The sequence below is a fragment of the Dyella sp. NPDC103356 genome, from assembly GCF_055584465.1.
In genome coordinates, this window is record NZ_JBVJLZ010000004.1 from 237,931 (window position 1) to 251,252 (window position 13,322).

15 protein-coding genes are annotated in these 13,322 nt (G+C 62.3%); 7 read left to right on the top strand and 8 right to left on the bottom strand.

Features of this window, described 5'->3' with window-relative positions; all coding sequences use genetic code 11:
* Positions 1-95: 95 nt before the first annotated feature.
* The 4 genes from xerC to lptM all read right to left on the bottom strand — a co-directional run bounded on the left by xerC (position 96) and on the right by lptM (position 2,801).
* Positions 96-980, bottom strand: a complete 885-nt coding sequence (gene xerC, locus ACZ6WW_RS11015; protein WP_465274228.1) for a tyrosine recombinase XerC — start codon at positions 978-980, stop codon at positions 96-98.
* Between the two features lie 13 nt (positions 981-993).
* A complete protein-coding gene (locus tag ACZ6WW_RS11020) occupies positions 994-1,677 on the bottom strand; it encodes a DUF484 family protein (RefSeq protein WP_465274229.1) in 684 nt (227 codons plus the stop codon).
* A gap of 67 nt (positions 1,678-1,744) precedes the next feature.
* Positions 1,745-2,608 carry a diaminopimelate epimerase gene (dapF, locus tag ACZ6WW_RS11025; RefSeq protein ID WP_465274230.1) on the bottom strand — a complete coding sequence of 288 codons (864 nt, stop codon included), beginning with the start codon at positions 2,606-2,608 and terminating at the stop codon, positions 1,745-1,747.
* 7 nt (positions 2,609-2,615) lie between these two features.
* On the bottom strand, positions 2,616-2,801 hold the full coding sequence (lptM, locus tag ACZ6WW_RS11030) for an LPS translocon maturation chaperone LptM (RefSeq protein WP_281851146.1): 186 nt from the start codon (positions 2,799-2,801) through the stop codon (positions 2,616-2,618).
* A gap of 99 nt (positions 2,802-2,900) precedes the next feature.
* Between lptM and ACZ6WW_RS11035 the strand changes: the two genes are divergently transcribed.
* Positions 2,901-3,581 (top strand): hypothetical protein, encoded by a 681-nt coding sequence (locus ACZ6WW_RS11035; protein WP_281851145.1) that lies wholly within the window; start codon positions 2,901-2,903, stop codon positions 3,579-3,581.
* Positions 3,582-3,599: 18 nt separating this feature from the next.
* On the opposite strand, the gene ACZ6WW_RS11040 is transcribed toward ACZ6WW_RS11035, so the two are convergent.
* Positions 3,600-4,073 (bottom strand): GNAT family N-acetyltransferase, encoded by a 474-nt coding sequence (locus ACZ6WW_RS11040; RefSeq protein ID WP_281851144.1) that lies wholly within the window; start codon positions 4,071-4,073, stop codon positions 3,600-3,602.
* A 227-nt stretch (positions 4,074-4,300) separates the two neighbouring features.
* On the opposite strand from ACZ6WW_RS11040, the gene ACZ6WW_RS11045 reads away from it, so the two are divergent.
* Complete coding sequence (locus ACZ6WW_RS11045) at positions 4,301-5,788, top strand: RimK family protein (RefSeq protein ID WP_281851142.1); 1,488 nt, start codon at positions 4,301-4,303, stop codon at positions 5,786-5,788.
* A 158-nt stretch (positions 5,789-5,946) separates the two neighbouring features.
* Here ACZ6WW_RS11045 and ACZ6WW_RS11050 read toward each other — a convergent pair whose 3' ends face one another.
* Positions 5,947-6,207: a hypothetical protein gene (locus ACZ6WW_RS11050; RefSeq protein ID WP_465274231.1), complete on the bottom strand. Its 261-nt coding sequence runs from the start codon at positions 6,205-6,207 to the stop codon at positions 5,947-5,949.
* A 124-nt stretch (positions 6,208-6,331) separates the two neighbouring features.
* Here ACZ6WW_RS11050 and aroE point away from each other — a divergent pair, with 124 nt between their 5' ends.
* From aroE to ACZ6WW_RS11075, 5 genes are all read left to right on the top strand, one after another.
* Positions 6,332-7,165: a shikimate dehydrogenase gene (gene aroE / locus ACZ6WW_RS11055; RefSeq protein ID WP_281851139.1), complete on the top strand. Its 834-nt coding sequence runs from the start codon at positions 6,332-6,334 to the stop codon at positions 7,163-7,165.
* A 2-nt stretch (positions 7,166-7,167) separates the two neighbouring features.
* Entirely contained in the window at positions 7,168-7,425 is a 258-nt protein-coding gene (locus ACZ6WW_RS11060; RefSeq protein ID WP_465274232.1) for a YkgJ family cysteine cluster protein, read from the top strand.
* A gap of 119 nt (positions 7,426-7,544) precedes the next feature.
* Positions 7,545-9,314, top strand: coding sequence for a peptide-N4-asparagine amidase (locus ACZ6WW_RS11065; protein WP_465274233.1), 1,770 nt, complete (start codon positions 7,545-7,547; stop codon positions 9,312-9,314).
* Positions 9,315-9,381: 67 nt separating this feature from the next.
* On the top strand, positions 9,382-9,675 hold the full coding sequence (locus ACZ6WW_RS11070; protein ID WP_465274234.1) for a hypothetical protein: 294 nt from the start codon (positions 9,382-9,384) through the stop codon (positions 9,673-9,675).
* Positions 9,676-9,801: 126 nt separating this feature from the next.
* Positions 9,802-10,347 (top strand): hypothetical protein, encoded by a 546-nt coding sequence (locus ACZ6WW_RS11075; protein ID WP_465274235.1) that lies wholly within the window; start codon positions 9,802-9,804, stop codon positions 10,345-10,347.
* Between the two features lie 175 nt (positions 10,348-10,522).
* Here ACZ6WW_RS11075 and ACZ6WW_RS11080 read toward each other — a convergent pair whose 3' ends face one another.
* Entirely contained in the window at positions 10,523-12,286 is a 1,764-nt protein-coding gene (locus ACZ6WW_RS11080) for a peptide-N4-asparagine amidase (protein ID WP_465274236.1), read from the bottom strand.
* Positions 12,287-12,760: 474 nt separating this feature from the next.
* Complete coding sequence (locus ACZ6WW_RS11085; protein ID WP_281851133.1) at positions 12,761-13,294, bottom strand: gamma carbonic anhydrase family protein; 534 nt, start codon at positions 13,292-13,294, stop codon at positions 12,761-12,763.
* Positions 13,295-13,322: the final 28 nt, after the last annotated feature.

The following is a 13,322-nucleotide window of genomic DNA, read 5'->3' on the forward strand; positions in this document are numbered from 1 at the left end:
TGGTTGCGGGGACAACCGCGATCAGACACACCGGTTCCTGCGATGCGGCGGTCGCGACAGGCCATACGTAAACGTTGATTGCGATCGAAGCCGTTCTAACGCTTTTTCGCCCGCGGATGCGCCGCGTCATACACCTTCGCCAGGTGCTGAAAATCCAGATGCGTATAGATCTGCGTGGTGGCGATATCGGCGTGGCCGAGCAGTTCCTGCACCGCGCGCAGGTCGCCGGACGATTCGAGCATGTGACTGGCGAAGGTATGGCGAAGCAGATGCGGGTGCACGTGCTTGGCGAAACCGTTCGCCAGTGCCAGATGTTTCAGCCGCGCTTGCACGGTGCGCGGACTGATCGGGGCACCGCCGCGGCCGCGGAAGATCGGCGACTCGGGCGCACGCCCTTCCGCTTCGCCCAGCGCACGCAGCGCGGTAATGGCATGCCGGCCGACCGGCACGATGCGTGTCTTGCTGCCCTTGCCGAGCACACGCACTTCGCCGTCGTCGAGATTGAGGTCGATCCAGCGCAACCCGATCAGTTCGGACAGACGCAGGCCGGACGAATAAAACAGCTCCAGCATCGCGCGGTCACGCACGCCCAGGCTGCCGCCGCTATCGACTTCGACCAGGGTGGTCGCTTCGTCCACGTCCAGCACCTGCGGCAGCTTGCGGTGCACCTTTGGCCCACGCACGCCAGCCGTCGGATCGTGGCTCAGGGTGCCTTCGCGATTGAGCTGGCGGAACAGGCTGCGGCACGACGACAGCAGACGCTGCAGGCTTTTCGGCGACAGGCCGCCGCGGTGTTCCGCGGCAACGAAGCTGCGCATGCGATGCGAATCGAGTGTGTCGAACTGCTCGATCTGCTGCGCCTCCATGTAACGCAGCAACTTGGCCAGATCGCGCCGATAACCATCGACGGTATGCGTAGAAGCCTTGCGCTCGCCGGCGAGTCGGCCGAGCCAGGCTTCCACGTGCTCGCTGGGCTTCATCCGGACACGCGCGTCAGACGACGTCCTGCGTGCGTGCCAGGGCGGCGGTTACCGTGGCGGCGATCATCTTGAGGAACACCGTCCCCATGCCGGGCTGGAAATGATCCGGGTCCTTGCTGCCGATCGCCAGCAACCCCAGCTCACCCAGTGGCATCACCGCGGCCGAACGAATCTCACTGGCGTGCTGGCCGAACAGGCGTTGCAGGCGCTCGTGGGTCAGACGGCCGGAGATCGGTTCGTGGTGGGCAAGGAAGTCGGCGAACTCCGGTATCGACGCGCGGCCACCGGGTTCGAGCACCAGCCAGTCGGCCGGCGGCAGCGCGGCGTCGCCGAACAGCATCAGGCGTACCTGTTCGGTGTGGAAATCTTCGCTCAGCGTAGCGATCACGCTGCGAGCGGCCACGGCAGGCGTACGCGCGCGCAGCACCGCCACGTTCAGTTCGTGCACGCGCTGCATCAGTTGTTCGTTCTCTGCCGCCACCGCGATGAACTCGGCCATGCGCCGCTCGAGCTCGGCGTTCTTCTCGCGCAGGTTCTGCAGCTGATAGGTCGCCAGCGAGGCGACCTGGCCCTGTTCGCGCGGTAGCTGCAACTGGGCAGCCAATTCGGGGTAGTCGGTGAGAAAGTCGGGGTGACGCTTGAGATAAGCGGCCACGTCGCTGGCTTGTAGCGGATCCACGAGTGCCGTGTCGGTCATGCCTTGTCCTCAAATACCGTGCGGAGGGGGCGCACAGCCGGAGTGTGCGACGAGTCGATGCCGGGCATCAATCGCTTAGGTCCATATCCAGCCATTCACCCTCGAAGACGAAGGTGGCCGGGCCGGTCATCCATAAGGTGTGGCCGGGGCCGGCCCAGTCGATACGCAGACTGCCGCCAGGCAGATCGACCTGCACGCTGTCGTCCACTTCGCCGCGCTGGTGGAGCACCGCCATGGCGGCGCAGGCGCCGGTGCCGCAGGCCTGGGTCCAGCCGGCACCGCGTTCATGGACGCGCAGTTGCAGGTGGTCGCGGGCCAGCTTGTGCACGAAACCGGCATTGACGCCGTCGGCGAAGCGCGGATGTGTGGTCAGTGCGGGTCCGACGGTTTCCAGCACCGGATCACGGAGATCGTCCACGGTGACCACCGCATGCGGGTTGCCCATCGACACCACGCCAAACTCGACCACCGTGCCGGCCAGCGGCCCTGGCGGTTGACCGAGCGTCACGCCGATCGTCGGTGCGCCGCCGTCGAAATGCGAGGCCTTCGGATCGAAATCGGGTTCGCCCATATCGACCGATACGCGAGTGGCTGTCAGCAATTTGACCGACACCGGGCCCGAGGGGCTCTCCAGTCGTGCCTCGTCGCCCATTGACATCAGCCCGGCGCGATAAAGCCACGCGGCGACACAGCGCACCCCGTTGCCGCACTGCCCGGCCAGCGAACCGTCGGTGTTCCAGATGCCGTAGTAGAACGCGCAGGACGGATCGCGCGCCGGCTCGATCGTCAGCAGCTGATCGAAACCCACGCCGCGATAGCGATCGCCGATCGCGCGAACCCGCGCCACATCGAGTTCGAAATCGGGAGCCCGGCCGTCGATCACGACAAAATCGTTGCCCAGCCCGTGCATCTTGGTGAAGCGCAAACTCACCGTCGACTCAGAGCGAGCTGCTGGCGGAAGCGGGCTTGACCGTGCTGGTCGCAGGCGCAGGTGCCGCAGGTTTGGCGGGTGCTGCCGCAGGTGTGGCCGGCTTGGCCGGCATATAAAGCGGTCCCTTGTTGCCGCAGCCCGCCAGGGCAAGCGCCACGGCACAAAGCGAAACCAGTGAAAGTGAACGACGCATAGTGAGAATTCCTGCCAGGTCGGCGCGAGTATAGAACGAGCATGCTGGCGCGGTTGGCTATCATAGGCGCCAGTAGTGTTCGTCGAGGTGGAAAAAACAATGGATTGGAGTGTCTGGCTGCGTTGGCCATCGACCATCCTGCTGATTCTTGCGGCAGTCATGCTGCTGGTGACGTTGCTGCAGCTGTTTGTGCTGCGCGATCGCCTGCAGCGGGGTTTGCGCCTTTCGGCGGGCATCCGTGCCGTGGTGGTGCTGGTGGCATTCATACTCACGCTGCTGCTTGGCGGCACCGGCTGGATGATTCACGGCTACCGCCTGCTGGACGAGGAAACGCCCGTCGCCGAGATCGACGCACGCATCCTGTCGCCGCAGCAATGGGCGCTGACCTTGCACCGGCCTGACGGCAGCGTGCAGCACATGACCGTCTCCGGCGACGCGTGGCGGCTGGAAGCGCTGGTGGTGAAATGGAAACTGCCGGCGGTGCTGGCCGGCGTGCCGCCACTCTATCGGTTGGACCGCCTCAGCGGCCGTTACGACGATACGGACCAGGAAGCGCATGCGCCACGCACGGTGATCGATCTGCGTGACGGTGCCGAGGACCTCGTCGACCTACGCAAGAACTATATGACCTGGCTGCCGGAGGTCGATGCGGTCTATGGCGGCGGTGTGTATCTGCCGCTGGTGGATCAGGGGCATTACACGGTGACGCTGTCGCGTGCCGGCGGGCTAGTGGCGCGGGCGGATGAGGCGACCGAGCAGCGGATGGGACAGCCTTTCTAAAGCGCCAAGGGGACGCTCTTAGCCCAGCACCTTCTCATATCGCCAGGCATCTGCACCGTCCTGGTAATAGCGCGCATAGCGTCCGATCTGCCGATATCCCAGCCGCTCGTACAGGCGCATCGCCGTCTCGTTGTCGGTACGCACCTCCAGTCGCAGCGACTGGCAGTGCCGCGCGCGTGCAGCACCTTCGACCGCCGCGATCAGCGCCGAGCCCACACCCTTGCCGCGTGCCTCGGGCTTGCTCGCAATGGAGTACAGCCGCGCGACCCGGCTGCCCTTGCGGAAGAACACCACGGCGGTGCCGAGAAAGCGGCGATGGTTGGCGCTGGCCACCAGCACCTGCGCGGTATCGCTGTCCAGGTGCCGGCGATACTGCGCGCGGCTCAGCCGGTCACTGTCGAAGGTGGCGTCTTCGAGCGCGACCAGGTCGTCCAGATCGGAGAGTTCGGCGCGCCGCACGCGGACGGCGGCGGTAGCTGGCGTAGGGGTCATCGTGGCGTCCTGCGCTCAGGGGAAGGAGAACAAGCGCGGCACTCTAGCGGTCCCTTCCCATGGCGGCAAACACGACCGGCCCGGGCGTTTAATTTGGCTTCAGTGCGCACACTTGTGTGTGAGTGGCTATGTGCCACACTGCGCGACTTGAACGCATGGCGACCATGCGCCGAATTTTCACGTCCTCCCGCGGCGACGGATTGCCAGGGCAGGCTCACTGAGGTGTCATGACCCGGCTCGTCATCGTCGTCGAGAAAGCTTCCGACTGGGGCTCGTATTATCCGTCTGTGGACGTGGTCAGCGCGATGGACTATCTGCGCGAGCCGATCAACAACGATGACGACGAGCGTACACATGTCATCAACCTGTGCCGCAGCTACAAGTATCTGGGCACGGGCTACTACGTATCGTTGCTGGCCGAGGCACGCGGGCATCGCGTGATGCCCTCGGTGCGCACGGTCAACGACCTGCGCCGCCGCTCGCTGTACGGCCTGGATATCGACGACCTCAACCAGAAGCTCACCCACTTTCTGCCGGCGGGCGGGCGCGACACGACCGACTTCGGCATCCTGGTCTATTTCGGCGAGACCGCTTACCCGGCGCTGCAGGACCTGGCCCGCCAGGTGTTCGAAACCTTTCCGTGCCCGCTGCTGCGGATCGAGTTCGAGCGCGACCGCGTGTGGCAGATCAGCTCGATCAAGCCGGTCGGCCTGCACACGCTCGACGACGCGCAAGAAGACGCCTTTGCCGAGGAGCTCGATCGCTTCTCCAAGAAGCTCTGGCGCAAGCCGCGTGCGCGCAAGCGCTACCGCTACGACATCGCGATGCTGGTCGACCCGGACGAGTCGATGCCGCCGTCGAACAAGAAGGCGCTGAAATCCTTTATCTCGGCCGGCAAGGAGCTGGGCATCGAGGTCGACCCGATCGGCAAGAACGACTACCAGCGCCTGGCCGAGTACGACGGCCTGTTCATTCGCGAAACCACCGCCAGCGACAACCACACCTACCGCTTCGCGCATCGCGCGGAGAAGGAAGGCATGGTGGTGATCGACGATCCAAGCTCGATCCTTCGCTGCACCAACAAGATCTTCCTCAACGACTTGATGGTGTCGCGCAAGCTGGCCGTGCCCAACACCGAGATTCTGTATCGCGACAACGCGAAGGGCTTGAAGGATGTCGCCGCCAAGCTGGGCTTTCCGCTGGTGCTGAAGATTCCCGACGGCTCGTTTTCGCGCGGCGTGGTCAAGGTGGAAAGCGAGGCAGCGCTGGAAAAAGCCGCGGGCGAACTGTTCCAGCACAGCGCCCTGCTGCTGGCGCAGGAATTCGTCTATACCGATTTCGATTGGCGCATCGGCGTGCTCAATCACGAGCCGATCTACGCCTGCAAATACTATATGTCGCGCGGTCACTGGCAGATTTACAACCATGGCGCCAAGGGCACGGCCAAGTCGGGCGGTTTCGAAACGATTGCGGTACGCGATGCGCCATCAGAGGTGGTCAAGCTGGCGTTGAAAGCCACCCAGCCGATCGGCGATGGCCTGTACGGCGTGGACCTGAAACAGGTCGCCGACAAGCCGGTCGTGATCGAAGTGAACGACAATCCGTCGATCGACGCAGGCGTGGAAGACGCCTACCTGGGCGACGATCTCTATCGCCGGATCATGCAGGAGTTTCTGCGCCGGATGGAGCGCAAGCGGCTTGGCATAGCCGACTGAGCTTAGGCAGGGTCATGCCGGCGACTCGTCCCTGAGTCGCCAGGTGCATAGGCATCGTCCCTTGATGCCGCTCGCGGGTGGTGCACCGCTTCCCTTTCCACCGACGAGTCCCCTCGCGGCCTCCTGCCGCTTTCATCCACTGCCAAGCGGAATGTTCTTTAGTTCCAGACCGTCGTGCGCACCGGTCGGCGGCGCAGGCGAGCCAGGGCCAGCAGCTGGTGCGGCAGGCTGGGTTCGAGCACCAGCAGGACCGACAAGGGCGCCGCGACCAGCCAGAACGCCAGGGTCCAGCCCCATTGCTCGCTATGCACCGGAACCAGGGTGGTCAGCAGTGCGGCGGTGCCGGCCAGCAACCACACGAGCGCCGCGCCGAGCAGGCGCTGGTGGCGGGCTTGATGGGATTGAGTAGGCTGGCGCATCGCTTCGCATCCGGTGATGGTGTGGAAGCAAGTGTGGGCGGCAGTCATCTCACGGACTGCGACCGCGATAAAATCGCCGTTTGGCCGGTCCGACCGGCCGTCGACTCATTACAAGGGAGTGCTCATGAAGGCAGGTCAGTTCGCGGTTTTCGGTCATCCGATCAGCCACTCGCTGTCACCGCAGATCCACCAGGCGTTCGCGCGCCAGTTCGGCCTGGAGCTGGCCTATCGCACGATCGATGCCAGCCCGGACGACTTCGCCGATGCCGTGCGCCGTTTCTTCGGCGAAGAAGGCGCGCGCGGTGCCAATGTCACCCTGCCGCACAAGAACGCCGCGTATGCATTGGCCGATGTCCGCAGCGAAGCGGCCACGCGCGCCGGTAGCGCCAACGTGCTGACCTTGCTTTCCGATGGCCGCATCGCTGCGCATAACACCGATGGTGCCGGCGCTGTACGCGACCTCACCGAACGCCATCAGCTGGATCTGCGCGGGCACGATGCCCTGTTGCTTGGTGCGGGTGGGGCCGCGCAAGGTGTTGCGTGGTCCTTGATGGATGCGGGCGTACGCACGCTGACCATCGTCAACCGCACGCCCGAAAAAGCCGACGAACTGGCCGATGCGATCGGCGAGCCGTTGCGCGCGCATACGCGTTATTGGGAAGACCTCGACGACATCGGCAGCTTCGATCTGGTGATCAACGCGACCTCGGCCGGCGTGCTCGGCAAGCCACTTGACCTGCCGTTTGGTTTTGTCGGCAACCGTGCTACCTGTTACGACCTGTCCTACGGCAAGGGTGCCACCGGCTTTCTCGCCTGGGCGCGTGTGGCCAACGCCAAATTCATCGTCGACGGCTTGGGGATGTTGGTGGAAACCGCGGCCGATGCCTTTGAGCTATGGCATGGCAAGCGCCCGGACACCGAGCCTGTCTACAACGAACTGCGTCAACAGTACGGCTGAGCATGAGCCTGGCCTGCCGCATGGGTTGCGGCGCGTGTTGCATCGCGCCGTCGATCTCCTCGCCCATTCCCGGCATGCCCGATGGCAAGCCGGCTGGCGTGCGCTGCGTGCAGCTGACCGATGACAATCGCTGCGCGATCTTCAGGCAACCCGGTCGGCCGGCGGTGTGCTCGGGTTTGAAACCGGACATCGACATGTGCGGCAAAGATCGCGGGCATGCGTTGTCCTATCTGCGGGCACTGGAGGCGGCGACCGGCTAGTGCCGGCGGTGCCCGAATAAACTTGCGATGGGGAACACGATGCTCTTCTCCCCTCTAAACCCAGCCCCGTGCTAGCTTCGGCCGGCAGGGGGTTCGGGGTGTAACGGGAGTGCATCGTTATGTCGCAGCATGGTTGGGCTCGCCACGTTCTGTGCCTGGCGGGTTTGTCGTGTGCCTTGGGTTTGGCGGGCACGGTTTTCGCTGATGGGGCTACCCAGCCCACTGTCGGTTCCGCCAATGTCGCTGTGGCTGATCCGGGGGTGCCGCGCCCGTCGGGCAAACCTTGCGTGGTCGAGCTGTTCGGCGATACCACATATACGGATTTCAGCAATCACACCTTCAGCTATGCGCCGCCGGCCGGTTGCCAGGGCAGCTGGTCGAAGGTGGTGCTGGAGGCCGATTTCTCGGTAACGGCCGGACGTCAGTTCGATCGCACCGCCAATATCTGGATCGGCGGCGTCAATATCTATTTCGGAACCACCCAGGAGCCCTCGGCCACGGTAGCGCCGAGCTGGCATATCGAGCGTGACCTCACCGACTACACCGCACTGCTCAAGTCGCCACAGCAAGGCCAGAGCCTGATCGGCAATATCGTCGACGGCACCTATACGGGTGTGATCCATGGCACCGCGCGCTTGCTGTTCTATCCGGGCAAGCCGGCGGCAGCGGCACCCGACGCGGTGTATCCGCTTGGTAGCGATCCGGTTGGCAATACCACGTCGCTGATTACCTCGAGCGATACCTTGTCCAGGACGTTGACGCTGCCGCGCAATGTCGAGAAGGCGTATCTGGATGTATTCGCGCAAAGCCAGATCGGCGATGAGTTCTGGTACACCTGCGTGCCCGACCAGTACGCGAGCGAGGTCGAGGAGTGCGGCGGCGGCAATTTCCGCGAAACCGAGGTCAGCATCGACGGCCAGCCCGCCGGTGTGGCGCCGGTCTATCCGTGGATCTACACCGGTGGCATCGACCCGTACATGTGGCGCCCGACACCCGGCGTGCAGACGCTCAATTTCCTGCCGTATCGCGTTGATCTGACACCGTTCGCGGGTGTGTTGAGCAATGGCCAACCGCATACGGTTTCGGTGAGCGTGGCCGGCGCAAACAACTATTTCTCGGCCACCGCCAGCTTGCTGGTGTACCAGGATGCGCACGCCAAGCAGGTCACCGGCGGTATTACGCGCAACACGCTTGCCAACCAGCCGCCGACGCCCAGCGTCAGCGACACGTTGCAGAACGATGGTGCTGGCAACGTCTCCGGCTCGATCAATACAGACATCAGCCGGCAGTTCGTGATCGAGGGCTATGCCAATACCTCCAAGGGGCGTGTGCAATCGACGGTGACGCAGACGGTGGGTTTTGCCGATACGCAGACATTCACCATCAACGCCACGCAATACCGTCAGGTCACGCAACAGAACACCACGGTCAATAGCGTGAGCCAGAGCAAGCTGGGGCCGGTGATCACGGCCGAGTATCGCGAGAACATCAGCTATCCGTTCTATCTCGATTACAACCAGACCGCGAACGAAGACGGCAGCAGCAACGTCGCCAGTGCGGTAAAGCAGGGTTACCAGAAACATCTGGCGCATCGCCTGCTTGGCTTCGATCTGTTCACTGCCGATATCGCCAATGCCATCAGCACCGGCGACACGCTGGTCTTCGATGCCACTGGCGCCCTGGTGTCGCATAGCGGGCAGCAGAGTACGCAGGACTTCAGCTATGGCGATTCGCTGCTGGGTTGCTACAAGGCTTCGTTGACCACCTCGGCCGGCACCCTGGCCAGCTACACCGAAGGCAAGGGCTGCCTTGGCGGGCGCAATCGCCTGTCGTGGTTCACCCATCCGGACGGTTCGCCTGATGGGGGCAATGCCAGTATCTTGTGGTGAGGTCGAAGCGCGCTCCTCGTTGATGACGAGGAGCGCGTTCTTTCGGGCGCTACCAAGGAGAACCGCCATGCGTCATCGTCTGTTCCTGGCTGCGACCATCGCCGTAGCGCTTGGCCTGGGAGGCTGCCAGACCGTGTCGACGGCCAGTCCCGCGCCTGTGCATGGCTATGTCACCGACATGACGGCGTTCAATGCATTTATCGCAACGCACCCGACGCCAGCACAGTTCCGCGCGATGTATCCGGATGTGCAGCTGGTGATGCCCAATACGATCACCACCATGGATTTCCGCTCCAACAACAGCCGGTATTTTGTCGAGCTGGACAAGGACGGGCGCATCGTGGGCGGGCATTTCGGCTGAGCGTCGCTCAGGACTCCGGTCACATTCCTGACACGCTGTCCGGTTACGGTAATCAAGTTGTCGCGAGGACCTGTCTACAGGGGGCAGCTTCCTGTTGCGACGGATTTCCCCGATCCCCCCGGTGTCATGAACGCTTCTCTCTCCGCCACGCCCAACCGGCGCGGGCTCATCTGGATTTCCAGCGCGGTAGCTGCTGTCGTGCTTGGCGCGATCGGTTGGTACGTCGTCGGCCATACTGGCATGGGCTCATCCGTTTCGACCGGCGGCGCGCCGGCATCGGCATCCAGCACGGACAATTCAGGCACGGGCATCCTGCTCGGCCTGGCCGATACGGCGATCAAGGACAAGCATCTGGTCGCTCCGGCCGGCAGCAACGCGTACGAGTTTTATCTCTCCGTGCTGCAGCTGGATGGGCAGAATAAGACCGCCCAGCAGAACATGCATGATCTGTTCAGTTCGGCATCGGAAGAAGTCGAGCGCGCGATCAACAACAACGATCTCGATGAAGCACAGCGTGAGCTTGGATTGCTGCGTGAATTCGACAGCACCAACTACACGCTCTCGTTGCTGGGTGGCAAGCTCGATGCTGCGCGCCAGGTGATGATCAAGCAGGACGAGGCACGTGCGGCCGCTATCCAGGCGGCTAATGCTCAGGGCACTGCCGCGCACTGACGCCGTATCCGGGCCGAATCTGAAAAGCGGATCTTCTTCGGCAACTGTCTATGCCGTGGTAGTCGCACAATAACGTCGCTGAATGAAAAGCCCAACGCCATAGTTGCGTTGGGCCTCGATGCTGCGTCCGCAAAAATACGCTCCTCGCATGGAGCGAGGAGCGTATCGGCGGATATCACCAGAGCAGGCTGGCGTTGCCACCATCGGACGAACCATCCGGATGGGTGAACCAGGACACACGGTTGATCCCGGCCGGGCAACCCTTGCCATCGGTGAAACTGGCCAATGCCCCAGCCGAGGTCGTCAACGAAGCCTTGTAGCAGCCAAGCAGCGAGTCGGTATAGGTGAAGTCCTGCGAGCTTTGCTGGCCCTGATTCGAGGTCGAGCCGTCGCTATTGAAGATCTGCGTATTGCTGGCATTGACGGTGTTGGACACGTTCGCCGTAAACAGATTAATACCAAGCAGGCGGTGAGCGAGGTGCTTCTGGTAGCCCTGCTGCACCGTGTTCGCCACGCTGAAGTTACCCTGGTCGTCGATCGTCTGGTTGAGATCCACGTCCAACGGATAGGTGAACTTCTCGCTATAGTCAGCGGCGATCAGCGAACCGATCTTGCTCTGGCTATTGCTCTCGACGGTTGTGATCTGGCTGATCGTCTGGCGATATTGCGTGCCACTGATGATGAAGTCCTGGGTGTTGTCGAAGCCCACGGTTTGCTTCACGGTCGATACAACGCGGCCCTTGGACGTGTTGACGACGCCCTCGATCACGAACTGACGGCTGAGGTCGGTGTTGATCGCACCGCTCAGATTGCCACTCGCATCGGTCTGCAGCGTATCGCTGATAGACGGCGAAGTTGACTGGCCAGCCAGCGTATTGCGCGTAACATTACCCGTTACCTGGCTGCTGTTGGCGTCCTGGTATACCAGCAACGCTGCGGTGGCGGCGAAGGACTGGTTTGCGCCCTCGACGCGGACAGTAACCGCATGCGGCTGACCGTCGCTCAACACGCCGGCAAATGGGGTCAGGTCTACGCGATACGGAAGGAAGTTTAGCGACTGAACGCCAGGCGTCGGACGCCACAGATTCGAGTCCATGGCACCGGAAGAAATCCACGGATATACCGGTGCGACACCCGCCGGCTGGCCGTCGATGCTGATTTCAGTCTCGCGAAAGTTGCCGCCGCCGCATGCTTCAACTTCGGCGGAGAATTGGTTGGGCACACAGCTGAACCACAGCGCGTCTGAATTCTGGCCTTGCGCAAATACGTCCAGATAGGCCTTTTCTACGTTGCGCGGCAGCGTGAAGGTCTTGGTCAGCGAAGCAGATGAGGTGGCCAGGGTCGTGATGGAGCCGACCGGGTCGCTGCCCAGCGGATACACAGCATTTGCTGCAGTGGCGGCTGGCTTGCCCGGATAGAACAACAATCGGGCGCTTCCGTGAATCGTGCCGGTATTGGTGTTGTCGACAATATTGTTGATCAGGCTCTGACCTTGCTGCGACGACTTGAGCAGTGCGGTGTAGTCGGTCAGGTCGCGCTCGACATGCCAGTTCGGTGACAGCGTGGCACTGGACTGCGGCGTGGTGCCGAAAAAGAGGTTCACGCCACCAACCCAGATGTTAGCGACGCGATCGACCTGCAAGCCACCAGTGATCGAAAAATCAGCTTCCAGCACCACTTTCTGCCAATTGCCCTGGCAACCGGCCGGCGGTGCATAGTTGAACGGATGATTGCTGGAATTGGCGTAGCTTTCGTTGCTGAACAACTCGACCACGCACGGCGTACCGGCCGGACGCGGCACGGCCGGATCGGCCACGACAGTGTTGGAGGAACCGACCGTGGGTTGAGAAACCCCGTCGGCGTAAACCGTGCCCGCAAAACCCAGGGCACACAAGCTGGCCAAGTAAAGGGCGCGACGAGCCAAAGCGCGATGCGACATGACGTATATCTCCCGATGGATGTACAAAGAAGAACAGCCCCTGCGCAGACAAAGCTGTCTGCAGCTGATAAACCTATCACGCTGTTTATTTAAAATGATGGAAAAACCCGTCGTATAATAAAATTTATTCTCATGGAAATATTCCATGTAATAAAATCCATACGGAAATATTGGCGATCATAAAAGCATTACAAAACAGCAAAGTAAGTGGCGGAAACATTCGCTGTAACAACCATGCTTTTGAATGATAAACGTCACTCCAAACACCGACATATAAACGTTGGTGCTTAATCGAGGTGCCAGTGTCAGTGGGAGGGATATATATACTGACGTAACGATAATGTAGCCATGGATATCAGGCGTTAATCGACTGAAATAAAATTTATGACAACGCCCCCGCCACCAACGCTGTCGTCAGACGGTATTTAGGGAAATCTTGCGATGAAGCCGGCTTCTTACGCCAGGCGACCGTCGTCAACCGGCGAGGTAATCGTCCTTGACCCGCACGTAGTGCTCGGCGGAATACTGCAGCTGCTCCACTTGTTTGTCCGTGAGCAGACGCACGAACTTGGCCGGGTTGCCCAACCATAACTCCCGTTCGCCAACGACCTTGCCCGGCGGGATCAAGCTGCCCGCGCCGACGAAGCCGTATTTTTTCACCACCGCGCCATCGAGCACGGTCGAATGCATGCCGATCAGGCAGTAGTCCTCGATGGTGCAGGCATGGATCACCGCGCCGTGGCCGATGGTCACGCCTTCGCCGACCAGGGTCGGAAAGCCGCCCGGGGAATACGGGCCGTCGTGAGTCACATGCACCACCGCACCGTCCTGCACGTTGCTGCGCGCGCCGATGCGGATGCGATGCACGTCGCCACGCAACACCGCGCACGGCCAGATCGAGACGTCGTCGGCCAGTTCTACCGCACCGATCACCGTAGCGGCGGGGTCGACGTAGACGCGTGCGCCGAGGGTCGGAGTGATGCCTTTGTAGCTGCGTAGCGGGTTCATGGCCGCATTGTAGTTGAGCGCGGGTCGC

Coding starts and splice junctions, on each gene's coding strand:
- xerC (WP_465274228.1), bottom strand. CDS start 980: ATGAAGCCCAGCGAGCACGTGGAAGCCTGGCTCGGCCGACTCGCCGGC.
- ACZ6WW_RS11020 (WP_465274229.1), bottom strand. CDS start 1,677: ATGACCGACACGGCACTCGTGGATCCGCTACAAGCCAGCGACGTGGCC.
- lptM (WP_281851146.1), bottom strand. CDS start 2,801: ATGCGTCGTTCACTTTCACTGGTTTCGCTTTGTGCCGTGGCGCTTGCC.
- ACZ6WW_RS11035 (WP_281851145.1), top strand. CDS start 2,901: ATGGATTGGAGTGTCTGGCTGCGTTGGCCATCGACCATCCTGCTGATT.
- ACZ6WW_RS11040 (WP_281851144.1), bottom strand. CDS start 4,073: ATGACCCCTACGCCAGCTACCGCCGCCGTCCGCGTGCGGCGCGCCGAA.
- ACZ6WW_RS11045 (WP_281851142.1), top strand. CDS start 4,301: ATGACCCGGCTCGTCATCGTCGTCGAGAAAGCTTCCGACTGGGGCTCG.
- ACZ6WW_RS11050 (WP_465274231.1), bottom strand. CDS start 6,207: ATGCGCCAGCCTACTCAATCCCATCAAGCCCGCCACCAGCGCCTGCTC.
- aroE (WP_281851139.1), top strand. CDS start 6,332: ATGAAGGCAGGTCAGTTCGCGGTTTTCGGTCATCCGATCAGCCACTCG.
- ACZ6WW_RS11060 (WP_465274232.1), top strand. CDS start 7,168: ATGAGCCTGGCCTGCCGCATGGGTTGCGGCGCGTGTTGCATCGCGCCG.
- ACZ6WW_RS11065 (WP_465274233.1), top strand. CDS start 7,545: ATGTCGCAGCATGGTTGGGCTCGCCACGTTCTGTGCCTGGCGGGTTTG.
- ACZ6WW_RS11070 (WP_465274234.1), top strand. CDS start 9,382: ATGCGTCATCGTCTGTTCCTGGCTGCGACCATCGCCGTAGCGCTTGGC.
- ACZ6WW_RS11075 (WP_465274235.1), top strand. CDS start 9,802: ATGAACGCTTCTCTCTCCGCCACGCCCAACCGGCGCGGGCTCATCTGG.
- ACZ6WW_RS11080 (WP_465274236.1), bottom strand. CDS start 12,286: ATGTCGCATCGCGCTTTGGCTCGTCGCGCCCTTTACTTGGCCAGCTTG.
- ACZ6WW_RS11085 (WP_281851133.1), bottom strand. CDS start 13,294: ATGAACCCGCTACGCAGCTACAAAGGCATCACTCCGACCCTCGGCGCA.